This is a genomic window from Paenibacillus sp. Leaf72 (assembly GCF_001422685.1).
In the GTDB taxonomy this organism is placed as follows: Bacteria; Bacillota; Bacilli; order Paenibacillales; family Paenibacillaceae; genus Pristimantibacillus.
This window is the reverse complement of sequence record NZ_LMLV01000032.1, coordinates 43,087-69,121: the sequence shown is the minus strand read 5'-3', so window position 1 is coordinate 69,121 and position 26,035 is coordinate 43,087. Positions and strand designations below refer to the sequence as shown.

The 26,035-nt window shown below is 50.8% G+C and carries 14 protein-coding genes; 5 read left to right on the top strand and 9 right to left on the bottom strand.

The window, feature by feature from the left end; all coding sequences use genetic code 11:
• Positions 1 to 25: 25 nt before the first annotated feature.
• The 5 genes from ASF12_RS25730 to ASF12_RS25710 form a co-directional block, all read right to left on the bottom strand.
• Positions 26 to 409: a hypothetical protein gene (locus ASF12_RS25730; RefSeq protein WP_056040939.1), complete on the bottom strand. Its 384-nt coding sequence runs from the start codon at positions 407 to 409 to the stop codon at positions 26 to 28.
• A gap of 102 nt (positions 410 to 511) precedes the next feature.
• Positions 512 to 3,430, bottom strand: coding sequence for an NHLP bacteriocin export ABC transporter permease/ATPase subunit (locus ASF12_RS25725; protein ID WP_056040937.1), 2,919 nt, complete (start codon positions 3,428 to 3,430; stop codon positions 512 to 514).
• A 26-nt stretch (positions 3,431 to 3,456) separates the two neighbouring features.
• Positions 3,457 to 5,613, bottom strand: a complete 2,157-nt coding sequence (locus ASF12_RS25720; protein ID WP_081419050.1) for an NHLP family bacteriocin export ABC transporter peptidase/permease/ATPase subunit — start codon at positions 5,611 to 5,613, stop codon at positions 3,457 to 3,459.
• A 196-nt stretch (positions 5,614 to 5,809) separates the two neighbouring features.
• Positions 5,810 to 6,769, bottom strand: a complete 960-nt coding sequence (locus ASF12_RS25715) for an NHLP bacteriocin system secretion protein (RefSeq protein ID WP_056040934.1) — start codon at positions 6,767 to 6,769, stop codon at positions 5,810 to 5,812.
• 34 nt (positions 6,770 to 6,803) lie between these two features.
• On the bottom strand, positions 6,804 to 7,994 hold the full coding sequence (locus ASF12_RS25710) for an ABC transporter substrate-binding protein (protein ID WP_056040933.1): 1,191 nt from the start codon (positions 7,992 to 7,994) through the stop codon (positions 6,804 to 6,806).
• Positions 7,995 to 8,276: 282 nt separating this feature from the next.
• Here ASF12_RS25710 and ASF12_RS25705 point away from each other — a divergent pair, with 282 nt between their 5' ends.
• The 3 genes from ASF12_RS25705 (at position 8,277) to ASF12_RS36385 (ending at position 12,528) form a co-directional block, all read left to right on the top strand.
• Positions 8,277 to 8,996 (top strand): response regulator transcription factor, encoded by a 720-nt coding sequence (locus tag ASF12_RS25705; protein WP_056040930.1) that lies wholly within the window; start codon positions 8,277 to 8,279, stop codon positions 8,994 to 8,996.
• Positions 8,997 to 9,150: 154 nt separating this feature from the next.
• A complete protein-coding gene (locus ASF12_RS35915) occupies positions 9,151 to 10,911 on the top strand; it encodes a glycosyltransferase (RefSeq protein WP_235533283.1) in 1,761 nt (586 codons plus the stop codon).
• A 63-nt stretch (positions 10,912 to 10,974) separates the two neighbouring features.
• Complete coding sequence (locus ASF12_RS36385; protein WP_063892658.1) at positions 10,975 to 12,528, top strand: S-layer homology domain-containing protein; 1,554 nt, start codon at positions 10,975 to 10,977, stop codon at positions 12,526 to 12,528.
• A 102-nt stretch (positions 12,529 to 12,630) separates the two neighbouring features.
• Here the strand turns inward: ASF12_RS36385 and ASF12_RS25690 are convergent, their stop codons facing one another.
• The gene (locus ASF12_RS25690) at positions 12,631 to 17,133 is read right to left on the bottom strand and encodes an invasin domain 3-containing protein (RefSeq protein ID WP_081419047.1); all 4,503 of its coding nucleotides are present in this window, start codon (positions 17,131 to 17,133) and stop codon (positions 12,631 to 12,633) included.
• A 369-nt stretch (positions 17,134 to 17,502) separates the two neighbouring features.
• Between ASF12_RS25690 and ASF12_RS25685 the strand changes: the two genes are divergently transcribed.
• Both ASF12_RS25685 and ASF12_RS25680 read left to right on the top strand, forming a co-directional pair.
• Positions 17,503 to 21,984, top strand: a complete 4,482-nt coding sequence (locus tag ASF12_RS25685) for an AAA family ATPase (protein WP_056040926.1) — start codon at positions 17,503 to 17,505, stop codon at positions 21,982 to 21,984.
• Positions 21,985 to 22,043: 59 nt separating this feature from the next.
• Positions 22,044 to 22,901: an alpha/beta fold hydrolase gene (locus tag ASF12_RS25680; RefSeq protein WP_235533282.1), complete on the top strand. Its 858-nt coding sequence runs from the start codon at positions 22,044 to 22,046 to the stop codon at positions 22,899 to 22,901.
• Positions 22,902 to 22,988: 87 nt separating this feature from the next.
• Here the strand turns inward: ASF12_RS25680 and ASF12_RS25675 are convergent, their stop codons facing one another.
• From ASF12_RS25675 to ASF12_RS25665, 3 genes are read right to left on the bottom strand one after another with little or no spacing between them, the layout of a single operon-like run.
• On the bottom strand, positions 22,989 to 23,996 hold the full coding sequence (locus ASF12_RS25675) for a FecCD family ABC transporter permease (RefSeq protein ID WP_056040924.1): 1,008 nt from the start codon (positions 23,994 to 23,996) through the stop codon (positions 22,989 to 22,991).
• Positions 23,993 to 25,000, bottom strand: coding sequence for a FecCD family ABC transporter permease (locus tag ASF12_RS25670; protein ID WP_056040923.1), 1,008 nt, complete (start codon positions 24,998 to 25,000; stop codon positions 23,993 to 23,995). The genes ASF12_RS25675 and ASF12_RS25670 overlap by 4 nt, the downstream gene beginning before the upstream one ends.
• A 33-nt stretch (positions 25,001 to 25,033) precedes the next feature.
• Entirely contained in the window at positions 25,034 to 26,011 is a 978-nt protein-coding gene (locus ASF12_RS25665) for an iron-hydroxamate ABC transporter substrate-binding protein (RefSeq protein ID WP_056040921.1), read from the bottom strand.
• Positions 26,012 to 26,035: the final 24 nt, after the last annotated feature.

Genomic DNA, 26,035 nt, shown 5'->3' with positions numbered 1-26,035 from the left:
TTTAAGTATGAAAGGAATAAAGGAATTAAGCATTTCTGATTTGGTCAGCTGTTGCATTACCGATATTTTCGCCAACGCGGATTGCTGTGTTAGCTGCATTTTCGGCAATAGAGCCTACGCCATTAAAGAAATCATTAGCTCCCGATTTGCTGCCGCCAGCAACGGATTCCAGTTCTGTTTCTGTCAGTTCATCAGCCGCGCCGCGTACTTCCGGCAGTACGATTGTCGCGTGGTAGCCAGTTGCATCAACGATGTTGATTTTAAATTCTTGTGGAACCTCATGTCCTGTTGCTGCTTTAATTGCTGCGTAGATGTCGCTTACTGCAAGCGCGCGGAATTCTGCATCCGAATTCGCTTTCGTGATTACTGCATTTACCGTATCCGTAACTTGCTGTTCATTCCAACTCATGATTTAATTCCTCCAATAAATGTAGTTTTGTTTCTTACAGGTATTAGAATAACAGCCCAGCTTCAATCTGCTCTCAACTCTCGTTCAATTTTAGTTCAATTGTTACGCCAATTGGCGGCTGGCAAGCTCCGCGAACAGGCCCTGCTGCTGCAGCAGCTCCTCATAAGTGCCGGATTGAATAATTCGCCCTTTATCAAACACATAAATGTGATCAGCCTGCGTAATCGTGCTCAAACGATGGGCAATGACGATCCTCGTCACCTGCAATTTGGTCAAGCTTTGGCTGACGATGCTTTGCGTCCGGTTGTCCAGCGCACTCGTAGCCTCGTCAAAAAAGAGAATTTTCGGCCGCTTGGCAATCGCTCTCGCAATCATTAGGCGCTGGCGCTGCCCGCCGGAAAGCGTGCCTCCGCCTTCGGATATAACCGTATGCATCGCCATCGGCATGCTGCGGATATCGTCATCAAAGCCCGCCATCTCCGCTGCTTCCCAAGCATCCTGAAGCGTCAAATCGGAGGTGCCAATAATATTGGTGAAAATATCGCCGGACATCAGCTTGCTGTTTTGCAAAACAACGCCAAACTGGCTCCTCAGCAGCCCCACATCAAGCGAGCGCAAATCCTGTCCGTCAAAATAAACCGAGCCGCCTTGAGGCTGCTCAAAACCAAGCAATAGCCGCATAAGCGTGGACTTGCCGCAGCCGGAAGCACCGACGAAGGCGACATACTGCCCTGCTTTAATGTTCATCGACAGATCATTCAGCACAAGCGGCTGATCCTCAGCATAGCGAAACTGGATATGGCGAATTTCAATCGCCCCGCTCACTTCGCCCGGATCTTCCAGCTGATCATGCATTTCGGGCAGCGTCCTTAAAATCGGCTTCGCCCGCTCATAAAGCGGCACGATATGCACGACCGACAGCAGCGCGGAAGCCATCGCCAGCATCGCCATTAGAAAGCTGGAGAAGGCGGAGAAGAAAGCGATAAATTGTCCCGCCGACAGCGCGGAATTGCTGGAAACGACCAAATAAAACAACACCATGGAGGTGACCAAGGGGAAAAAGGATTGAAACACGCTGGAGTAGTTATCCAGCATTCTAACCTTGAAGGACAATTTCTTTTGCTCCGCAAACGCTCTTGCCCATAAGAAGAAAGCGCGGTTTTCCGCCGCCGCCATGCGAAATTTGCTAATGCCGTTCAGCAGCTGGAGCACCGTGCCGGAAATACGTCCTTGAATATCCAGCAGCCTGCGCTGGTAACGAATTTGCAGCAAGCCAATGGTAACCGTAAACGTCATGGAAATGAGCACAAGACCCCCTGCCACTAAAGCAAGACTCGGGCTGTAACGAAACAGCAGCGCATATTGAAAAATAGAAAATACACCCGTCAGCAGCGAGCCCAAAACCGCCCCTGATAAAAGCTGCCTGATCGTATTTATGCTGCTCGCTCTCGATGCCAAATCGCCAGCGGTATAGTTGCGGAAAAAGGATACCGGCAAATTCAGCAGCCGATCCCAAATCGCCGCCTGAATCGAGCTTTCTACCCGTCCCTCCATTCGCATCGAAGCGAGCGACCCCGCCAGCCGGAACAAGGCAATCGACAGGACGGCAGAGACGAGAATTAGCGCCATCTGGACGAGCGGTCCGCGATACGATTCCGGAATAATCGTATCTACCAATATGCCGGTAGCAACCGGCAGCATAATGCCGAGCAAGCCGGCTAACGCACCCATGAGCAGAACCATAATGAGATCCCGCCGAATCGAATGATGCGTGCCAAACTGCAAAATGTCTTTTATGCCGAGCACACGAGCTGGAAAGGTCCGATAAAACATATAAGCCATCGGCTCGAGGCCCGCCGCCGTATCGGCATGAACGATGCCTTTTTCGCCGCTAAGCGGATTTTCCCACGTGTAGGAGCCGGCAGAAGCCGGAATTAGAGCAACGGGCTCACGGGATAATTCCATGAACGCGACCAGCGGCCCATTATCCTCCTTCCACCATTCCCCTTTGAGTACGACCTTGCGGGAGCGGACGCCAGAGGATTCAGCCAGTTCCTGAATAGGTGAACGCTGCGACTGTTTTTTAAGCTTTCTGCCTACAGGCCTGATGACGATGCTGGCATATTCGCCGACGATGCGGCAGGCCATAAACAACGGATCGGTTGAATGGAAAGCAGCAGCTCGCTGATCTTCCGGTCCTGTAACGGCAAGCAAGCGCTTGAGCGCATGATCCATTAGCGAATCGTCATGCTCTGTTCGCCGAAGCAGGCGTTCATGCTCCTGCAGCCGCTCCTTCGTCAACAGCACAGCCAAGCGGCTTGCGATTAATTGATGAAACGCATATAAGCCTTGCAGCTGCTGATCATTTTGCAGCCATTCAAGCGTGCTCCGCAATTCGAGCTCCGCAGCCTGCTTCGTTTCCAGCCAGCTGGAGGAGGTCACGGGTATGTAATAGGGCTCCTCCGCTGTAATCGGATGTTCGGATACCCAGTAAACGACGCCGTCACGTATTTTCACCCATACCGTTTGCAGAGACCGCCAGGTTTGATCGGGTGCCAGCTCAAGGTGCTCGCTTTGCTCCAGCAGCTCAAACTCCGGCGGGGCATTCCGCACACTCAGCGCCGCTGACCAGCAGCCTACCCATTGATCAATTAAAGGGCCAAGTTTCTCGTCGCTCAGCCTGTATTCCGCCCTGCGGCTCATAAACATATCCCGGTTCATTTGGAATACCTTCGTGCCTACGGATGCTGTCAGCAGCAAGCCCGCTTTCTCTACCCCTGCATAATCCTCAAAACCGAATAGGAGAGCCCCTTCCTCCAAACTGAATAAATAGCGCCGCTTGTTTCTCGTCCCGCCATTTTCAAGCTCAACGGTCACGGCGAAAATATCCACATAACCGGAATCGACGTACCATACATCATTTTGATCGGTTATTAGGATCGGTCTGTTGCCTTCCACCTCATGACAGGCACCGTATTCTTCAAAAAATGAATGCAGGTTGAATTTTATTGCTTCAGCCACTTTTCCACCTCCTTTTCGCACCATGTCTATTGATTTTGAATGAGACGGGTATAATAGCCATTTCGTTCCATGAGAGAAGTATGCGTGCCCCGTTCAATAATCTTTCCGCGCTCCAGCACAACGATCTCATCCGCATCCCGGATGGTGCTGAGCCTATGGGCCACCGTAATACAGGTCAAGCCTCTGCGCCTCAGACTATCGTCTACCTTTTTCTCCGTTGCCGGATCCAGCGCGCTTGTCGCCTCATCCAAAATAACAATCGATGGGTTGCCAGCCAGCGCCCGTGCAATTTCCAGACGCTGGCGCTGCCCCCCGCTGAAATTGCCGCCATTTTCCGAAATCATATGCTCATAACCGCCGCTGCGCTCCGCAATATGATCATGGATCACCGCATCCTTTGCAGCCCGAACAACGTCTATCTCCGGTATGGTAGAATCCCAAAAGGTAATATTCTCTTTAATCGTTCCTTCCAGCAGCACAATGTCCTGATCGACAACGGCAAGCGAATTGCCCATCCGATTGCGGGAAATTTCATCGCGTTTTAACCCGTCGAAGCGGATATCGCCGTCCCACGGTTCGTAAATGCCGGCAATCAGCTTCGCAATCGTCGATTTTCCGCTGCCGGAGCCGCCAACCAATGCGACCTTCATTCCCGGCTGAATCGATAAATTAAACCGGTCAATCAGCGGACCTTCCAGCTTGCTGTAGCCATACGTCAAATTGCTAATTTCAATTTGCCCCGATAGCTTCGCCATATCAGGCGACTCAGAAGCCTGCTCCTGATTTTGCTGCATTTGTCTATCAATCGGATATTGCAGCACATCATCCAGCCGCTTCATGCTTCCTCCCGCTTCTTGAATCGTGCCCGCCAGCGCAACCATTTCGTTGACCGGCTGACTGAAGCTTGCGGCAAGACTTTGGAAGGCGACCAGCGAGCCGATGGTCAGCGCCCCATCCATAACCTGAAAGCCGCCGAGAAACAAAGTCGCAATGGCGCTTAGACTCGTCAGCAAAGCAGGAACGGCCATTAGAAACTGATTCGACACCCCAAACTGCTGGGTGGAATTAAGCAGCTTCGCCTGGTAGCCCGACCATTTGACGAAAAAGTCCGCCTCGGAGCTGTTCGATTTCAACGTCTCAATGACTTGAAGTCCATTCATGGACACGCCTTGCATCTTGCCGGCCTCCTGCAGCAGGCGCAAATTTTGATCGTTGCGTTTGCGAGTAATAAACCGCATGAACACAAGGTTAAGCAGGGAAGCCCCGATAGCGATGCCGGTCAACACTATGCTGTATTGCAGCATCAGCAGCAAATAAAATACAATCATGACGCAGTTGAGCGCCGCTACAGCAAGCTGCCCGGAAAGCAGTTGGGCAACGCGGTCGTTAATGGCAACTCTTGCCGCAATATCTCCACTGAACCGCTGGGAGAAAAACTCAATCGGCAGCCGCAGCACATGCCAGAAAAAACGGCTGGATGAGCTTAGAGCAAGCTTCATTTCCAGCCTGAGCAAGTAATAGCGCTGCAGCCACGTCAGAAACGCCCGGAGCAAAGCGGTCAGCCCCATGCCGATAAGCAGCGGGAACAGCCAATTTTTCAAATTGCCCAGCAATACTTGGTCAATAAACACCTTACTGAACACCGGAATAACTAGGCCCGGCAATACAAGAAATAATCCAGCCACTATGGCGAAGATGAGCGCCTTTTCCGACCCTTTGATTCGGCTGGACAGCGAGCTTAGCACACTTGGCGCTTTCCCTTGACGGACATACGTAGGGGATGGCTTAATTGCAATGGCAACGCCGGTAAAAGATTGGTCAAACTCCTCGAATGTAATTTCACGGGGACCCGTGACCGGATCATTCAAAAACACGCGATCGTTATGAATGCCCTCCAGTACAAGGAAATGATTGAAATTCCAGTGGATGATCAGCGGCCATTCCATCGTTTTTAGATCTTCCGGATTTTTGCGATACCCTTTCGCTTCCATGCCGTATTGGCGCGCTGCCTTGAGCACATTGCTGGCCTTGCTTCCATCCCGGGAGACACCGCAGGCAATTCGCAGCTCCTCAAGCGGAATGAAGCTCTTGTAATAAGCGAGCACGATAGCAAGTGAAGCCGCTCCGCACTCTACGGCCTCCATTTGCAATACGGTTGGCGTCTTTACTCTTTTTGAGGCCACGAATCCGCTCTCCTCTGTTAGGCGTGGTTAAAAGAGGCTGCGCTGCATGAAAAGATAGGGCCTCCGATCGCCATTAGCCTTGAATTTCTATGAATATACCCGTGTCCGGGGAAATTCAAGGCTAAAAGCGAACACTTGCGTTTCTCCAGCCCAAACTTTTCATTCCGCTGCGCCTTTTTCACCGCGCCCTTCTTAATTATTTAAAATATGGAATGACGGTCGCAATTGGGCGCTGCGAGCTGACCGTGATGGAACCATCGACCATCATGCCGCTGTTCAGCCGAACGGGCGGACCTTGCTCCGTCGTCCAGCTGTACCCGCTTGCCATCTCGGAATTAGGGGCAAGATTGACGCGAATTTCAAGCGATACGCCCTGCGACGCCATTTGCTGTACAAGACCTTCATTGCCCAGCGTAGACATCATTCCCTGCACCGTTACTGGAAACTCGGATACCGAGACGACCTGCCCAACCAGCGAGCCAAATTCTTCGCGGTTAATCGAGCCTGGCGAAACGCGTACCTCCATGCCCGGAAGCAGCTGCCTGCCCTGACTGACCGGCACATACAGCACGGCAATCAATTCATCCGTCTGCACGCCGTACGTTTCCAGCCGGATAATATCAGAGCCGTCACCAATGTAATTGCCGGTTTTCACCAAAACCTCTTTCACTTTGCCCGTATACGGGCTTATTACTCTTGTGCTGTATTCATAGCCGAGCTGCTGCTGCTCGAGCTGCTGCTTCAGGCTTTTAAGCTCCGCTACACGGCCTGCCCTGTCTTCAGCTGTCGCCCCTTCAAGGCTCGCAATGGCAAGCTTAGTCTGTTTAATTTGCTCCAGCAGCTCCGGCTGCTCCATCCGGCCAATGACCTCGCCTTGCTTCACCGTGTCATTTTCGACCACACGAATATCAGACATCGCTCCTGCCGCAGAGGCATGAACCGTTTTCAGTCCGCCTGGGCGAATGAGTACACCCGGCCCATCCGCTTTGACGGTCATTGTGCCGAATATCCCCCAATACAAGGCGGCGACAATGAGCAAGCCTACACCCGTGAGCATAAGCCAGCCGCGAGGCGAGGTTACCCGAACCAAATTGTCGAGCTGCTCCGGGGAAGACAGCCGCTCAAGTGCCACTTTACGAAAAACATGATTATTCATCGCTACCTCCCAAGTGTTGAAGCCTAACGCTGCCTTACAATGGATTCGGAAGGAGCACCTCATCCAGACGATTGAAGGTTCCTGCCTCCAGCTTTTTCATGACGATGCTCATGCCCTGAACGTCGCCCTCTGCATCGAAGGAATGCTGGCCTGTGACCCCTTCCCAGCCCTTCAGCTCGGACAGCGCGGCAGCTAACGCTTTCGGGCTGCGGGAGCCCGCTTTCTCGATGCCGTCAGCAAGCAGCCTCAGCGAATCGTAGGCCTGTGCAGCCCATTTGCCCGGCTCCTTCCCATATTTGTCGATATACTGCTGCCGGAAGCTTTGATTAAGCTCGGAAGGTCCAAGCTCATAATAAACGGAAGCGACAATCGTTCCTTCCACCGCTTCACCCGCTTTGGCAAATTCCGCCGAATCCAGCGCATCGCCGCCAATGACGGGAATATCCATGCCAGCTGCGCGAATGGCTTTTACGAAGGAGATTCCTTCGCTTGCCCTCGCGGCTACCATGATAAGATCGCTATCTAGCGTTTTCCATTTATCGACAATACGCATAATATCAGCCGTATCCTTATAGCCTGATAGACGGTCAACGACGCGAAGCCCAGACTGGGATGCCTGATCTTCGAAGGCATTCGCCAGTCCTCTACCATACTCGTCATCCGTATAATAAATCGCTATATTACGGTGCTTCGTTCCACCAGCGTACATGGCAAGCGCCTGTCCTAGCTGATTATCATTAGGAATATTGCGGAAAATATAAGAGCTGTTCACATCAGTGAGCTTCGGTGATGTCGATGCCGGAGTCAGCAGCACAATGCCCGCATGCGCATAAATGCGTGACGCTGGTACCGTGACGGAAGAACCACGATGACCGATGACCGCACTGACAGCAGGATTATCCGCAAATTGCTGCGCAATCGCCATGCCTTTTGTCGTAGAGGCATCATCATCCATTTCCATCAGCTTGATTTTCTTCCCGCCCAGAATGCCTTCCTGATTGATTTGCTCAAGCGCCAGCTGAAGCCCTTCATGAAATTGATCGTTCTGCTGCTCAAATGGCCATACCGCTCCAATGACCACCTCGTTAGACGAGCCGCTAAGCGCCCGCTCCCGAGCTTGATCCGGTTCGGAGGACGAAGCGCATCCGCTTATCGTCAGCGCGATTCCGAGCAGTGCGATTTTCCATAACAGCCCCTTTCGGCGTGTTCCCCCAATAACATTCACTAGGCTATCTCCCTTCAAAACTAAACCTGACTAAACCTTAATACCTATCAAGTCCTACTGCCCTACATTATAAAATAGCCCAAAATGTTAAACCATCAATTCAAAGTCAAGATAACCTCAATTTCATTTAAAATCTGATTTATCCAATCGACATATTTTTGCGAACATGAGATACTTAAAACAGGATAATTTTGAGACTTTCGGCAGGGTATGCCGCTGCTAGAGAAGAGAAATCTACTCGCTCGCAACCAGCAAGCTATACAAGAGGAGAATGGCTATCTTATGTCTTCAAAGAATACGATTTTGATCGTGGATGACGATCATGAAATTAATGAATTGCTGACTATGTCTCTGAAAAGGGAAGGGTTTCATACGCTCTCTGCCTACAATGGGGTGGATGCCCTTAGAGCCGCGCAGGAGCATGCTCCTGATCTGGTGCTGCTCGATGTGCTGCTGCCAGGCATGGACGGTTTTCAAATTTGCAGCGAAATTCGCAAAACGAGCAATGTGCCGATTTTGTTCGTCAGCTGCAAGGATGAGGATATTGATAAAGTGCTGGGGCTTGGCCTTGGAGGGGATGACTTCATTTCGAAGCCGTTTAGCCCGATTGAGCTAATCGCCAGAGTTAAAGCACATATCCGAAGAAGCAATTTGCTGCATAAGCACGAAGAGGTATCCGACAAAACGTTAAAATTTGATCAATTGCTCATTGATCCTGCCACCCACCTTGTGCTCGTGGACAACAAGCCCGTTTCCCTATCGGCCAAGGAATTCAAGCTGCTGTTCCATCTCGCTAAAAATCCAAATCGGGTATACAAAAACGAACAGCTCTTCTCGCTGCTCTGGGATGATGTTCATATGGGAGATACGCATACCGTCATGGTACATATTTATAATTTGCGAAAAAAACTGGAGAAAAATCCAGCAAAGCCGCATTATATCCGCACCATTCGCGGCGTCGGCTATAAGTTCAACGACAAGCCTGCCGAAGCCACTGAGTAAATGGGATGGCATCGGTTCCATTTTTATTCATCCCGCAGTATAAATTCCCTCTCATTTAATCTAAAAGCCCAATATTATTTCATTGTTGGATATGGTAGAATTCATAACATATAAGTGAAAGAAGCCATTTTCGTCTATTACACAGGGGGCTGCAATGAGCGTTTCCATTATTGTCTTTGCCGAGCGAATGAACAGGCTCCATTTTTGTATCCAAAGCATTCAATTGCATACAGCTTATCCTTATGAGCTGATTGTAATCAATGAGCTGGATGACCCTTCCGGACTTGAGCGATATAAGGGCATGCCGGGATTTCGCTGCTTAACTTGGCCTGACTCACTCAGCGCTGCCGAAGGGTTCCAAATCGGAGCTTCCCTGGCTGAAGGCGAATTATTAGTATTTATGCATGATTATATCGCGGTGACCAGCCAGTGGCTGGCCGATCTTGCTGGGTGTCTGGAAGATAACCGCAGCCTTGCGGTTATTAGTCCTATGATGAATGACATAACCGGGGAGCAGCGGCTGGAATACGATTACTCTGATATCGCCTCGCTTTATACGCTGGCAAAAGGAAGACGTGCGCTTCGTTCACGCGGAATCCGCAAAGTGGACACGCTGGCGGGACCCTTGCTCGTCATACGCAAGAGCGCCTTCATCGAAATGCGCGGTTTTTATTTTCAGCCTGAACAGGGCAGCCTTGCTTTTTCAACTGTTGGCCTAGATGCCATTCCGGCTGGCTACGAGCTGGCTGTCGCCCAAGATTGCACGGTCATTAATCTTCTCCCTTCTGAACACGACGATCATAAACCACCTCAGACCCACCCTCCAATTCTCAATCGTCCCTTTACCGTAAGCCTATGCATGATTGTAAAAAATGAAGAGCAGACCCTTGCGCGCTGCTTGTCCAGCGTCAATGTGGCCGTCGATGAAATTATTATCGTCGATACAGGCTCAATCGATAAAACCAAAGCCATCGCTAGTGATTTTACCGATAGCATCTATGATTTTGCCTGGGTGAATGATTTTGCCAAGGCGCGTAATTATGCTTTCAGCAAGGCGAAGATGGACTACATTTTTTGGCTGGATGCTGACGATGTGCTGCTGCCTGAGGATACCCAGCTGCTGCTGCAAACCTTGTCCGAGCTGACTTCAGATGTGGATGCCGTGTCCATGCCGTATCATCTTTCGTTTGATGATGACGGCAATGTTTCCAGCAGCTTGCGACGCAACCGTATCGTGAGAAGAGAACGAGGCTTCCAATGGATTGGACAAGTTCACGAATATTTGGCCGTACATGGAGAAATCCGTAAGTCTGATGCGGCCGTTACCCATCGACGCGAGCATTCCCAGTCCATGCGCAATCTGCTCATTTATGAGGAGCGGGAGCAGAGCGGGGAACGCTTTTCGGCACGCGATCTTTTTTATTATGGAAATGAGCTGAAAGATCACAAGCTGTGGGATCGCGCCATATCCCAGTACAAAAAGATGCTGGACCAAGGAGAAGGCTGGCAGGACGATAACATCGCTGCATGCGGAAACGCTGCGGATGCTTTTCATGCTTTGGGGAAGCTGGGCGAAGCACGAAAAATGGTGCTGCAATCCTTCACCTATGCCTCACCCAGACCGGAAAACTGCTGCCGCCTCGGTTTTTATCATATGGAGGAGGGTGACTATGCCGGGGCTATCTCGTGGTACAAGCAGGCGCTGCACATCCCTTCCTTCCTTCAAACCAATTCGCTTCAGGCACACGGCTGCCGGACTTGGGTACCTCACTTGCAGCTATGCGTATGCTACGATCGTTTAAATATGCCGGAGCTAGCGCGGATGCATAACGAGGAGGCCGCTGTATTTATTCCGAATCATGAAAGCGTATTGCGGAACAGGCTCTATTTTGCTGAACACTTAGTTAGTCATTAGCTTCCGTTGAATAACCAATTTACATATAAGCAGGACATTATACGAAAATGAGGGTGAGTTAAAATGAATGACCGTTTGTTGAAGAAGGAAATGCGCAAATACCGCAAAGCGGCGCAGCAGAGCAATTCATTACGTCAAAGCGCTTCCAAGGTTTTACTCGCTTTAGGAGCTGTAGGCTCCATGACTGGCACGGTATCGGGACTTGGCATTTCTGGTGTCCATGCAGCAGCAGCTGAGCCTTTCCGGTTCAGCGATGTCCCGCAAAGCTCATGGGCTTACCCGGCGGTCATGAAGCTAAGCGCGATGGGGATTATCAGCAATAATAAACAAAATTTATTTTATCCCAATGAAAAAATGACCTATGAGGAAGCGCTCATTATGACGCTCCGGCTTAAGGGTGTGGAAACGCCCCCGAAAAGCGCAGCGAAGTCTCCGCTTTCAGCCAGCCTATGGGCTCAGGATTGGATTGCTTTAGCTATTGAACAAGGTATTATTGTACCAGAGGAAGAGAAGGCGGCCTCCGAAACTTGGGGCAAAACGAATGTCTCCCGCGAGTGGTTGATGAAAGTGATTGTCCGGGCACTCGGCCAAGAAGCATCAGCCATTAAGCTTACAAGCAGCAAGCCCTCCTTTGTTGACGCTAAAAAAATATCTCCTGCCTATTTGGGTTATGTAAATGCCGCCATTAAACTTGGTGTTGCAAGTGGGTATGCAGATCGTACCTTCCGTCCGGAAATCAGCGTTACTCGACTGGAAATGGCTGCTATCGTAGCAAACGCCGAGCTTTATGCGAACCAGACCGATAAAGTCGTCCGCGGCATGCTCGTCCGTTTATCTGCGAACGATATCACTTTATTTTCCGACAGTGGCGAATCCATTCATTTTGAAATCAATGCAGGCACGGTTGTACAGGGCACGCAGCTTCAGCCCGGACAGATGATTGCGGTCGTCTATACGGGAGAAACTGCCTTCTATGTGGAACCGAGCGCCAGCCTGTCTTTCATCGAAAGACAAAATCAACAGGCGCAGCAGGATTGGCTGAAATCTATTTTTGAAGGCATTGTCGTTTTTGATGCCAGCCAAGCTGCTACTTATGAGAAATATCAAGTAGTTACTTATAGCGGCAGCACCTATGTGGTGGTGAAATCTCCACCCGCCGGGCTGCCGAACAACTCAGCTGATTATATGGTTCTTGCAGCCGCAGGAGCGAATGGCTCATCTGGAGGTGCAGGCGCGGCCGGTGCAACAGGTGCTACTGGGGTAACGGGTGCTACTGGCGTTACAGGGGCTATCGGAGCTACTGGAGCTCAGGGCGTTCAGGGTAATACTGGTGCTACAGGAGCTACTGGWGCTCAGGGCGTTCAGGGTAATACTGGTGCTACAGGAGCTACTGGTGCTCAGGGCGTTCAGGGTAATACTGGTGCTACAGGAGCTACTGGTGCTCAAGGAGTTACTGGCGCCACTGGAGTTACTGGAGCTCAGGGCGTTCAGGGTAATACTGGTGCTACAGGAGCTACTGGTGCTCAAGGAGTTACTGGCGCCACTGGACCGACTGGTGCTCAGGGCATTCAAGGAGTTACTGGCGCTACCGGCGCTACAGGAGCTACAGGTTCTTAACGTTTTTATGTATCGTTTCAAGTGATATCGCGGTGTCGACTATAAAATGCGAAAAGACACTGCCTTGCTTGGCAGTGTCTTTTCGCATTTTTCTACTTAAAATTAATCGTTGATTAGCTCTGCTTGCAGCAGCATTCGATAAATCAGCACGGTCGTCTCAGCGCGTGTCAATAATTTTTTCGGCTGCAGCTTATTGCCATAGCCCTTTACAAGACCTTCCTTAATAGCAATCTGTATCGCTTCGCGCGCCCACTCCCCAATTTGATTAACGTCAGCGTATTCGGATAAATCCACTGTTGTATTGTCATTTATTGCAAGCGAAGCCCCTTCTGCCAGTCTCAGCGCACGAACGATGATGACAATAGCTTCTTGCCTCGATACCTGCTCGTTTGGCCTGAACGTTCCGTCTTTAAACCCGTCCATAATACCATAGGCCTTTACAGAAGCTACAGCGCCACTATACCAGCTCGACTCATTTACGTCGTGGAAGTCCGTATGATTTCCTACGTTCGGCAAACCTAATGCTCTTGCAAGCAATCCGGCTATTTCAGCACGGGTAATGGGAGCTTCCGGATTAAAATGGCTTTCATCCTGGCCATTAACAATCATTCTGCTGTTCATGCTGGAAATTTCTGCAGCAGCCCAATGTCCTTGAATGTCCACTAAATCGGATTTTTTGAGTGCGAGTGCATAGGTACTGTTCGTAAACCCTTGAATAATGGCAGCCTGTCGTCCATTCAGCTCCATAAACACCGTTGGTGCTGGATGTACGCCAAGCGTCTCATCCCACACTACTGCTGTTGAGGCCATTCCGGAATCATTCTTTGGCAAATAAATGATCCTCTCCACATAGCGATTGAAGCTGGAAAGCTCTTTTGGCCCGCTTGGGGTGATCAGTTCAATTTTAAACTGAAGGGGATTTCCCACGAGCTGAAAGCCGCCTTTTTCTGCCTCATGCTGTAAGCTGGCTATCGTTTTACTTTTATCAATTCCTATCATAATGCGAATATCAGTTGCACTGCTCCAACCGTATTCCTTGCTTGTCAGCTCGGCCATAGGCAAACGATACTGTCCGTACTTCGTCATCAATGTAACGCTCGAAGCCTTTTGGGAGAGCATGACCGCTGCATCAGCCGTAAGCTGCAAGCTGACTTGGTCCGCCTCATTTTCGATGAAAATAGAGATCGTCTGCTCTGGCGAAGAGGACAATGAACCCGTCGCCTTACTGATGGTAACAGCATCCAATTTGGCATTGATACGCTTTGCCCCGTTTGCTTCCATCTGGAGCGAAGCCGCACCCGCTATTTCTTTATCATTAATTCGAATTACAATCGACTTATCCGCTGCAGAAGCAGTCGTACTGGAGGTGCCGCCTGAATTGGAATTAGCGGCTGCTGCGCGGTTTACGTTGAGCTTATAGTTTTTAATCGTGCCATCCTGCGCCTCGATCCGAACCTCAAACGTATTGTTACCCGTAGCAAGCGAATATTCATCGGTTGCCGTGCCACTCGTCACCTGTGTACCGTTTACGTAAACTTCGGAATAGGCATTTGACGTGGTCAGTGTCATGTTCAAACCAGCTGTCGACTGACTCACATTGACAGTATAATCCGTAATGGCCGGATCAAAATTGAAGCTCACCGCGCCTTCAGCTCCCGCTAATTCCCATTCCGACAAATCCGCATTGCTGCTTAAAGGAACGATATTTTGAATGTTAATCGTAGCAACAGCAGCATTTCCTGTGGTATCCAGGGCGTAGACAGAATATACTCCGTTCGTCTGTACGGTAAATGGATCCGTTATTTCCGTGCCATCCGTTTCAAAATAGGAGACATTGCGACTTCCTTCCGCCCATTTTATCGAAGCGATGTGGTTGAATTCCCCTATAGCTGCTGCCGACGTATGAACAGTCACCGTTCCAAAAGTTGCTGCAGTTGGGTCTGCTTGCAGTGCAATAGTTGGAGGCTGATCATAGACGAATGATACCTCTACAGTTTGGTCCAGCGTAACTCCGCTCTCCTCTTCTTCGGCAAAATAAGTAACGTCCTCTGAGGCTGTATTACTCACCGCAAAGACAGCAATTCCATTTGAATCGGTCACTACAGCAGGCTGAGCAATTATGGAGTGCCCGCCACTTGCTTGAAGCCGCACCGTTTGCCCCACTATCGGATGGTTATGATCATCCAGCAGCTTCACGGAAATCAAGGCGCTGTTGCTGCCGTCTGCCCGAACCACTGCCGCACTTGCGGTGACGGTTGATTGGGAGGGGCTTACCTCCCCGGCGATGAACTCGATTTCTTCGCTCATCCGTATCGTCTGCCCATCCACAGTTGCGCTCACAATCGCTTGACCTAACGTATTCGGAGCAGTCAGCGTTGCTGTATACGTGCCGTCACCGTTATCCGTCACTGCACTAACAGTACCCAGCGTCGTAGCAATCGTTACCGTCGCTCCACCGGATGTCAAACTGTTCTCCCGTGCGTCGCTCAGACTTACATGAATCGTTGTCTGGCTTGCTCCGTCAGCGGTTAGGGACCCATCTGACACTTGAATTCTGCTAGTTAATACGGATGGAGCTCCTGGAACAAACGATACGCTTGCCGTATCGGCAAGCGCCAGACCGCCAACTTTGGCGCTCACAATAGCGGTGCTTGCTGTTGATGACGCAGTCAGCAGCGCCGTATACGTTCCGTCACTATTATCCGTAACGACACCTACGGTACCCCGCGTCGAAGCAATCGTAATCACTGCCCCTCCGCTCGTCAAGGTATTGCCCTGCGCATCCTTCAGCTTAACGCTTATCGTCGTCTGGCTCACGCCATCTGCGGTCAAGGATGCATCCGCCGCCTCCACAGTGCTCGTTGCCGTTGAAGCGGCACCGACTACAAACTGCACGATCGCTGTTGACGCTATCAACTGGCCTCCAACAGTTGCACTGACGGTCGCGCTGTCTATTGTTGCTGAAGCTGTCAATGTCGCCGAATAAGTTCCGTCTCCGTTATCGGTTACGGGGCTTACCGTCCCCTTAGTAGCAGCAATCGTTACCGCTGCTCCTCCGCTCGTCAAGATATTGCCCTGCGCATCCTTCAGCTTCACGCTGATCGTCGTCTGGCTCGTGCCATCGGCGGTCAAGGACGCATCCGCCACCTCCACTGTGCTCGTCGCCGTTGAAGCAGCTCCGGCCACAAACTGCACGCTCACTGTTGACGTGATCGATTGACCGCCAACGGTTGCGCTGACGGTCGCGGTACCTACCGTTGTCGAAGCTGTCAGTGTCGCTGAATAAGTTCCGTCTCCGTTATCGGTTACGGAGCCCACGTTCCCCCGCGTCGAAGCAATCGTTACCACTGCTCCTCCGCTCGTCAAAGCATTGCCCTGCGCGTCTTTCAGCTTCACGCTTATCGTTGTCTGGCTCACACCATCGGCAGTCAAGGTCGCATCTGCTGACTCCACAGTGCTTGTCGCCGTTGAAGCAGCTCCAGCCACAAACTGCACGCTCGCTGTTGACGTGATCGATTGACCGCCAACGGTTGCGCTGATGGTCGCGCTACCTACTGTCACAGGAGCAGTTAAACTTGCCGTATAGGTCCCATTTCCGTTATCCGTTACAGCGCTTACCGTTCCCTTCGATGCAGCAATCGTTACTGCTGCTCCTCCACTCGTCAAGGCATTGCCATACACATCTTTCAGCTTCACACTTATAGTCGTCTGGCTCGTACCATTAGCCGTTAGCGTTGCAACACTCGTTTCAACCGTGCTTTGCGACGCAGACGGCGCACCTGCCACAAACTGCACACTCGCTGTTGATGGTATTGCTTGACCGCCTACGGTCGCGCTCACGGTCGCACTGCCCGTTGTTGTCGGCGCAGTCAAAGTCGCCGAATACGTCCCGTCCCCATTATCCGTTACGGCGCTTACGGTTCCCTTCGTCGCCGTAATCGCAACCGTCTCCCCTCCCGTTGTCATTGCCGTTCCTTGCGCATCTTTCAACTGCACGCTCACGGTTGTCTGGCTTGTGCCGTCGGCAGCAAGGCTCGCCTGACCGCTTGAAACGGTGCTCAAGGCCGGAGAGAGCGAATAGTCTGGGACCATGTATGTTTTAAAAGAAAAATCACGGCTGCTGGCAATAGAATAACCTCTTGTATAAGTATCAGTAGAGCTGTTATACCATCCAAAACCCGAGCCGCCTGCATATTCCGTAGTAACAACCATTCGATACATCGTTTCCTTTGTTAAATAAATCGATGTCCCGGAAAAATCAACTGCGTTCCAGTCTGACCCCGTTGCTGCTAATTGTGCAGATCCAAGCGGGGTTGACAGGTTGCCTTCCTTATAGATGCTAATGATAAGAGCCCCAGGAGAACCAAAGGAACCAGAAAGATTTAAATGAATGGCATCAAGGTATCCCGTTACCGCTGGGGTAAAGGTTTGATAGCGCGGGTTCACAGCATCTACCCATATATTCCCATACACAACTAAACTCTCCTGATCCAATACTGCAGTTCCCGCCGCCTCAGCTAAGCGTACAGATGGCAGCTCCAGTAAAAGTACAACTGCAAGAAATACAGCAATCCATCGTTTATTCCATTTCCATGCTTTCATCATAATCCCCCAATAAATAAATTCATTCTAACTGTTAAAAAAAGTAATTCCGCCAACTACTAAAGCCACCGCAAAAAAAACAACGCTATACCACTTCGTAAACCTCCAACTCGTACCATCGCCATCCCACCATATTTTCGCTAAAATTACGATTCCCAAAATGATGGTGCTGACAAAAGCAATGAGGGCATCCGTCATCGTCTGTTCACCCCAGCCTCTCTCCATGTTCTATGTATGTACCAAATTAATGTAAAAACCGCTATAACCCTATACCTCTTAAGGAGTATTTTCACTGAAATCACACGTAAACGGCGCACGATTTATTATAATAGAAGGAATGAAAGAGTAATTTGACGCCAGAGGTGTTAGGTAATGACAGGAATGCAGCCTTTCGATGATACAACCGGCCAATTGGAGCCAAGTCTAGCTCCCGCCGCGATGCCACTTAGACAATTTATGGGGGAAGGAAGGGGGATGCCTCCTGAGACTTTTCTGCCTTTGGCGAAAGCGCTTGTGGCAAGCATAGGGGAGCTCCATCAGCAGCATATGATTCATCTTGATTTGCGGCCGGAGAGAATAACGATTTTTCCTAATAAAAATAGTGCTGCCGTTAATGATCGCGGATTTGCCGTACAGCGCACCGCCGACCGCTATGTTCGCCCGGCCGGACATTTGATCTCCGAACCGTCACTGGCCTACTGCTCGCCGGAAAACACCGGGCGCATGCAGCGGGCGGTCGACGAGCGAAGCGATCTTTATTCTCTGGGCGTCATTTTTTACGAAATGCTGGCAAGCCGCCTGCCCTTCGTCGCAGACAATTCGCTTGAATGGGTGTATATGCATTTGGTACAGAGCCCTCCGCCAATAATGGATCAGCAGCAGGCTTGGCCTGATGGGCTGGAAGCAATTATTATGAAGCTGCTTGAAAAAAATCCAGACAAACGCTATCCCAATTTCTCCCTCCTGCTCGCTGATTTGGACAAAGTTGGCCACTCCCAGCCTGCTTTTATACTGGAGCCCGGCTTTCACGGCAGGGAGTATGAGCTTTCAATACTCACTCAGGCTTTCTATTCCGCCTGCTTCGGTTCCACAGAATTAGTCTATATTTCGGGTGAAGCCGGTATTGGCAAAACCGCCCTCATCGATGAAGTATTTCGCAAACAGCTGCACACACAGGATTTTTTCTACATAACAGGGAAGTTTGAGCAGCTTGCGAATGAAAGCCCCTATCATCCGATTATTCAGGCGTTTCGCGGACTTATTCGCCACTTGCTTGGTGAGCACAAGGATAAGTCTGAACAATGGAAGCTTCGGCTGCGGGAGGCACTGGGGGCAGGTGTCGGCGTCATTACCGCCATAATCCCTGAGGCCGCCCTGCTGCTGGGCGATGTGCCTGTGGCGGAGGAGCTGCCTGCCCATGAATCGCATAAACGCTTCATATACGTTTTTCGCAAATTTGTGCAGGCTTTAGCTTCAAAAGAGCAGCCCATTGTGCTGTTTATAGATGATTTGCAATGGGCAAATTTATCGTCGCTGCAGCTTATTCATGCTCTAGTCTGCGATCCGGAATGCCAGTACCTGCTCTTTGTATGTGCGTATCGCCATCTGGAAACCGATCGCAGCAAGCTGCCCGGATATGAGCCGGATGGGAGTGTCTCGGAGCAAGCGGTCGTTCGCCATCTTCATCTGGCGCCGCTCGATATTGAGCCAATTCAGCAGTTTGTCATGGAGGCGCTGAACAGCCCAGCCGAGACAACCTTGTCTTTAACGGAGCTGCTTTATCATAAATCTGGCGGCAATCCCTTTCACTTCAAGCAAATTTTGCTTCGCATGCAGGATGACGGCAGTTTAAGGTATAACTACGATAAACGCAGCTGGCAATGGGATTGGGAGCAAATAATCGAGCAGGAGCCCAGCTTTGCCATTCATGATCTGATGGCGTATAGATTGAACAGACTGTCTTCCACGGCGCAGAAGCTGCTCCAAATCGCATCCTGTGTAGGAAGCACCTTTTCGCCGCATGTCATTGCACAGGTCGCCCGACAGAATATCGAGGCGCTGTCCACGGAATGGCCCGCTATTGAGGCTGAAGGAATCATCCTTCCCGTTCAAAAGCAGCAATATCGTTTTGCCCACGACAGTATTCAGAAGCTGATTTACAGCCAATTGGACGATTCAGCGAAGCAGGAACTGCATATCCAAATCGGCCGTTTTTTGAACAGGCAGCACGAGGCTGCATCGGAAGCTGCAATCGAGGAGCATGCGTTTGATGCTGTCAATCATTTGAATAGGGGCGCGAAGCTCATCTTAGACCCGGATGAAAGGCTTCAGCTCGTGAGGCTGAATTTAGAGGCAGGAACACGGGCCAAAGCCTCCTCCGCCCATGATGTAGCCTTAGGCTATTTTCACAAAGGGGTCGTGCTGCTGAACGAAGACGATTGGGAGGCGTCCTTTGAGCTTTGTTTTGACCTCTATGCCCAAAAAGCGGAATGTGAATATATGTGCGGCCATTATGAGCAATCTGGCGCCGACATCGATCTGCTGCTTAGCTATGCACGCAATCCGGCTGAACGAAGCAGCGTATTTATGATTCGAATTATGCAATATATCAATCAGGGCAAATATTTGGAAGGCACCGCTCTCGGCCTGCAAAGCTTGAGGGAGCATCACATTATCATTGATCCTAATCCTGGAAGCCAAATGCTTATGATTGAAGGCTTGCGAATTGAAATGCTGCTGCGCAACCGCTATGACAAGCTTGCCCAGCTGAAGGAAATGACTGATGCGGACCGGATCGCAGCGATGAATTTGATTTTTGCGATGGTGCCCTCTACCTTCTTTACGAATAAAAAAGTATATTTTCTGCTCATATGCCGGGCGATCCAGCTGTCGCTTAAACATGGGAACACACCTGTTTCCGCTGCTGCCTATTCGGCTTACGGCATGATTTTGGGCATTTCAATGGGGAAATTCAACAAGGGCTATGCCATTGGCAAGGTAGGCGTGGAGCTTTCCGAGCGATACAATATCTCTTCCGTTAAAAGCAAAACCTATACGATCTACGGCGGAGTATTGTGCCAATTTGCCGGCAAGGCTGGGGAAGGCGATTTTTATGTATCCCAAGCGATGCGTCTAGGTATGGACTCTGGCGATTATGTGTTTGCCAGCTATGCGATCGGAGCCCATATCAATGCCCTGTACGCAAGAGCGCCGCTAAGCGAATTAAATCGGAGAATAGCCGACTATATGGTTGTACTGGATACGACGAAGGATGAATTCGTACGGCAAAATTTTTACCTTTATCAGCAGTTTTTTCTCGCGCTGCAAGGCCGAACGAATGCGCCGGACTCCTTCAGCGGACCTGGCTTTGATGAAGAGCAATTTTTAACGCAAATTCGCCGTGAGGAGACGGCAGCTACTACCTTATTTCAATTCAGCTCTTACAAAACGCAGCTTTGCTGCCTTCTGGGGCGCTATGACGATGCGATTCAATGGGCCAGCCAAGCGAAGACGCATGAAGCCTACGCCACGCATTTGCCCCATTTGCCGGAATGCCTGTTTTATGAATCGCTAGCTATCATGGCGGCCTATCCCGATCTGCGCAAACACCCGGCTATGAGAAATAGCCTGCTGCGCAATCTTGGCCATTTGCGAAAATGGGCCCTATGGAGTCCGGATTTTTATCAGGCAAGATCCCACATTCTTTATGCAGAATATGCTCGCGTCTGCAATAAGCGAAGCGAGGCAGAGGAGCTTTATGACAAAGCGCTGCGCCAGGCCAGAGAGGTGAGCGATATTCAAGCGATCAGCCTAGCAGCCGAACTCGCAGCGAACTACTATATGGCTCAAGCTAAGATCAAGACGGCTTTATTTTATTTGCAGACCGCACACGACGGGTATATGCAGTGGGAAGTGTACGTAAAATCTAAGCATTTGGAGGAGCAGCTGCTTAGCTTGCGGCGGCAAGAGCAGACACAAGCAGATTCCGCTTCTGCACGAATGTCCTTATACGCCCTGCCTGCCGATACGGATAGGAGCCAGAAGGAGCAGCCAGCTGCTCCAGCCTACTTCCACAGCAACGAAACGCTGGCAACGGAAAGCCTTGATCTCGCCGCCATATTGCAAACCACGCAAGCGATAGCGAACCCGCTCGATATGGACGCCGTGCTTGCGGAAATCATGAGAACGATATTGAGGCACGCTGGCGCAAGCAAGGGAGCCTTGCTAACAGGCAGCCATGATGTCCTTTCTGTTCAGGTTTATGCCGCCTCGGAGGAGCAGACTGTCCCGTCCCCTTTTGAGCTGAAGGACAGCTCCCTGCTGCCAGAAGGCATTATCCGCTATGTGCTTCGTACACAGGAGAAGGTTCATTATGCCGGAGCCGAAGAAAGCTGGCTTATCCATAACCCTTATATGGGAAAGCATCGGCCCCAGTCGGTTATATGCATCCCCGTTGCTGTTCACGGCACCATGCTCGGCGTGCTTTATCTTGAAAATAAGCTGGCAAGCGGCGTGTTCACAGCTGAACGCATACCGGTATTGCTCGCTATAGCCTCTTACGGTCTACTAATGTGTGTTCTGCAAAGCTTGCCGGAGCAACCCGAGCTTCAGGCCAGCAAGGAAACCGATGATATGCAGCCGCCTCCCAGCTTGATTGCAGAGCCGCTTACGGAGCGCGAGCTCGAGGTGCTTGCCCTGCTTGCCTCAGGCTTATCCAATAAAGAGATTGCCGAGCATCTCATTATCGCCCTAAGCACGGTAAAGGTGCATGTAAAAAATATTTTTGCTAAACTCAAGGTCAATCGGCGCACAAAAGCAGTCGCTCAGGCGAAGGAGATGAAGCTGCTCAGCTAATGCTGTCAGCCCTATCCTACTTTTCGCAAATGTAATCGGCTCACCAAATGGAGGTATTCATGAACATGATCCCTACACCCCCACATTCATTTGGATCAAGTGCATATGTCACCACTGGCGATGGACGCAAGCTGCATTATATGGTCAAAGGAAGCGGCAAGGTGACGGTCGTTTTTGAATCAGGAATGGGATTTTCCCGTTCGACCTGGGGCCTCGTTCAACCAATCGTTGCCAAGCATGCCCGCGCCGTCGTTTATGACCGTGCGGGCAGCGGACGCAGCGATGCCGATACGGCTCCCCGCACGCTTCATAGACTCGCCGATGACCTCGGCATTTTGCTCGAAGCGCTTGGTCCCGGCCCCTTTATTCTCGTGGGCCACAGCTGGGGCGGCCCGATCGTTCGCGCCGCAGCAGCGGCAAATCCTTCACGCATACGCGGTATTGTATTGGTCGACCAGTCCGACGAAAATTGCGCGATGTACTTCGGCAAAGCTGTGGCTAAACGGTTTGCAATGAGCCGAGTGCTATTTCCGCTATTGGCGCGGCTCGGTCTATATCGCCTGCTTGGCAGCCGCCCCGGCAGCGTGCAGCCTGCCGATGTAGCAGCAGATCATCGCAAGGAGGATTTTACGATTGCGGCTGCGAGCACGCTGGCGGCTGAACTAACGCCATTTCTGGACGATTTGGCCTCGCTTCGCACCACGCCAGCGCTTGGCGATTTGGAGGTGTGCGTCATTTCGGGAACGAAGCCGATACGCTCGGAACAAAAAATAAGAACGGCTATTATAGCTGCCCATCGCGAAACCGCAGCTACCTTGCCGGGCGGCAGATTTGTCGAAGCTCCCCATTCCGGCCATCTCGTCATGTTTACCGATCCAGCTATTATCATTGAAGAAATTTTGAAGATGAATGTGTAAATGAATTTGAATGGATTCATGCAGAAAAAGCCCTGCACCAGTGGAACTTCTTCCACATGGGGCAGGGCTTTTCGTGCTGAAGCCACGCTATTTTTTCAACAGCAAATATGCAAAATACGGTACGCCGATCAACGATACCATAATGCCAGCCGGGATACCATCAGGATCGACAATGTTGCGGCCAATCGTATCCGAGAGCAGCAGCAGCAACCCGCCGAGCAGCACAGCGACCGGAATAAACAGCTGATTGCGCGGACCAACCAGCGTCTTTGCAATATGCGGAGCCATTAGCCCCACGAAAGCGATGCCGCCCGTCACAGATACCGCAGCAGCAGCAGAGGCTACGGCAGTGACAATCAGCATGAGACGCTCACGTTCAAGATTCAAGCCGACACCCCGCGCCGACTCCTCGTTCAAGCTGAGCAGATTGAGCCGCTGAGCTTTATACAGAGTGAATGGAATAAGCAGGATGAGCCAAGGAAGCAGCGCCCAAATAAACGGCCAATCCGTTCCCCATATGTTTCCTGCCAGCCACTTGGATATAAAATCGACCTTGGAGCGTTCCGCTGCGGAAATGATGACGATCATAATACCCGACAGCGCCAGAGAAAAGCCGACCCCGACCAGCACCAGACGTATCGGATCAAGTCCGCGACTTCTGCTGTATGAGAAAGCATAGATAAGTGCAGCCGTAAGCAATGCCCCGATAAAGGCAACTACCGGCAAAACATAAACAAATGATCCGACGCTCACTGGAACATACAGAAAGAAAATCGCAATGCCAACGCCTGCGCCGGAATTAATGCCAATGATGCCCGGGTCCGCCAGCTCGTTGCGGGTCACGCTCTGCAAAATCGAACCGGATAAAGCGAGCGCCATTCCCGAAAGCAAGGTAATAAAGATACGCGGCAGCCGTACCGAAAACAGCACAAACTCCTCTTTAAACGTGCCTTGCCCAAGCAAAACGGGAAGCAGCCGGTCAAAGGACAGAGATGCATAGCCTAAGCCCATGCTCACCACCGCAACCACAGCGATTAACCCTAAGCCGACAAGCAAAATCAAACGTTGTTTACGAGCTAGTGTACGTGGAATCATGAGAAAGCTTTGCCTCCTTTACGCACGACAATGAGGAAAAAAGGCAAGCCCACCATCGCCACAATCGCGGCCATTGGCGTCTCATAAGGCGCATTAATGGTGCGGGCAAGCGTATCGGCAAGCAGCATAAAGGATGCGCCTGTAAATACCGAAATCGGCATGATATACCGATAGTCGGTTCCAACAACCAAGCGAACGATATGGGGAATCATTAAGCCTACGAAAGCAATGTTCCCAACCAGCGCAACCGCTGCCCCCGTAAGCATAATGATAAGAACAAACAAAATCGCTTTGATTTGTACAAGCTTTTGCCCGAGTCCCACCGCCACATCATCGCTTAGGCTCAAAATTGTCAGCTGGCTCGAGAGCATAAGCGCTACCAGTATGCCGATCAAAATAACCGGAGCGATCGCTTGAAGCTGTCCCCAAGTCGTGCCAATCAAGCCGCCAGCCGTCCACATGGACACATCCTTGGATATTTTGAAGGCTAGGCTGATACCGCTTGAAATGGCGTAGAGAAAAGCTGAAATCGCCGCGCCCGCCAGCACAATCCGCATGGGAGACAGGCTCCCCCGGCGCATAGAGCTAAGGATGAGCACTAAAGCGGCCCCCAAAGCAGCGCCTAAAAAGCAGGCGATCATCATGCCGAAGTAACCTAGCCCTGGCAAAAATATAAAGGTCAGCGCCAGCCCCATGTTCGCGCCCGAGGTTAAACCCAGCAAGCCCGGATCAGCAAGCGGATTGCGGGTTATTCCTTGCATGATCGCGCCAGATACAGCAAAAGCCGCTCCAACCAAAATAGCAGCCAGCTCGCGCGGCACCCGAATTTCACGCAGGACGAGAAGGTTGTCGCCCTTGGAATCGGATGTCAGAGCGAGCCATAAGTCCTGCAAATGAATTTCCTTTGCTCCTAATAGAAGCGAAAGAATGAAGCAAACGACCAGCAGCAGTGTGCTGCCGGCCAGCTTCCAGGAAAACGAAATTGCGCCTTGTTTCTTTTTCAATTCAATCTCATCTTTTCTTCAAATGGGATAGGATTATTGGCCGAGAAAGCTTTGTTTGAAAAACGCAAGCTGATACTCCAAGCTCAATGGATCGTTGAAATAAAACCCTTTCGCATCAACCTCGAAGACGTGGTTATTGACGACGGCAGGGACGCTTTTGTAAATTTCGGTATTTTGGAACGAATTGTCTTCATCCGCATTTTTACTGAAAATGACGTAATCGCCCATATAATCCTTCAGAACTTCGGTCGACACGGCGAAATAACCGTCTGTTTTCGTGCCTTCCTTCACTTTTTCCGGCATGCCAAGACCAAGATCGCCATAAAGCAGCTCGGTGCCGCGGCCAAAATTGTAGCCGTAAACGTAAAGCTGCTTATTGAACGTTTCGATAACCGAAACCGTCACATTGTCGCCGACCTTCGCTCTAATTTCTTCGCCCGCTTTTTTCGTTCTTGCGGAAAAATCATCGACCCAGGCTTGCGCTTCTTTTTCTTTATTCAGCAATTTGCCGATTTCGAGCTGCTGCGTCAAATAATCGACCTTGTTGTACGTAAAGGTAACCGTAGGCGCGATTTGCTTGAATTTATCAATATTTTTAATGTCGGAAAGCCCGATAATCAGATCAGGCTGCAGCTCGATGATTTTTTCAATACTTTCGTCGGAAACCGCCTCAACATCCTTTAACTTCTCTTCAAAATTCGGGTTCGCCTTGGACATTTCATCCGCACCGACTAAAGGCACACCCAAAGCCATGACGTTGCCCGTCAAAAATCTCGTCAGCACGACGACGCGCTGCGGATTTGTCGGCACCTCGACTGGACCATTCTCGGATTGATACGTAAACGTTGCAGATTCCGCCTCTGCCGAAGGTGCAGCTGACGTGCTAGTATTGCCCGTATTGCTGCTGTTTCCCGCATTTCCGGCAGCTCCGGCATTACCCGCTTGATTTCCGCTGCAAGCGCTAAGTGCAACCGCCATAAGAAGTAGAAGCGGAATAAAAAGCTTTTTCATAAGATGACTCTCTCCCTTTTTTAA

Bases quoted from the DNA above. Each gene is read 5' to 3' on its own strand.
- ASF12_RS25715 (WP_056040934.1), bottom strand. From the start codon at position 6,769: ATGAATAATCATGTTTTTCGTAAAGTGGCACTTGAGCGGCTGTCTTCC.
- ASF12_RS35915 (WP_235533283.1), top strand. From the start codon at position 9,151: ATGAGCGTTTCCATTATTGTCTTTGCCGAGCGAATGAACAGGCTCCAT.
- ASF12_RS25730 (WP_056040939.1), bottom strand. From the start codon at position 409: ATGAGTTGGAATGAACAGCAAGTTACGGATACGGTAAATGCAGTAATC.
- ASF12_RS25685 (WP_056040926.1), top strand. From the start codon at position 17,503: ATGACAGGAATGCAGCCTTTCGATGATACAACCGGCCAATTGGAGCCA.
- ASF12_RS25680 (WP_235533282.1), top strand. From the start codon at position 22,044: ATGAACATGATCCCTACACCCCCACATTCATTTGGATCAAGTGCATAT.
- ASF12_RS25705 (WP_056040930.1), top strand. From the start codon at position 8,277: ATGTCTTCAAAGAATACGATTTTGATCGTGGATGACGATCATGAAATT.
- ASF12_RS25675 (WP_056040924.1), bottom strand. From the start codon at position 23,996: ATGATTCCACGTACACTAGCTCGTAAACAACGTTTGATTTTGCTTGTC.
- ASF12_RS25690 (WP_081419047.1), bottom strand. From the start codon at position 17,133: ATGATGAAAGCATGGAAATGGAATAAACGATGGATTGCTGTATTTCTT.
- ASF12_RS25665 (WP_056040921.1), bottom strand. From the start codon at position 26,011: ATGAAAAAGCTTTTTATTCCGCTTCTACTTCTTATGGCGGTTGCACTT.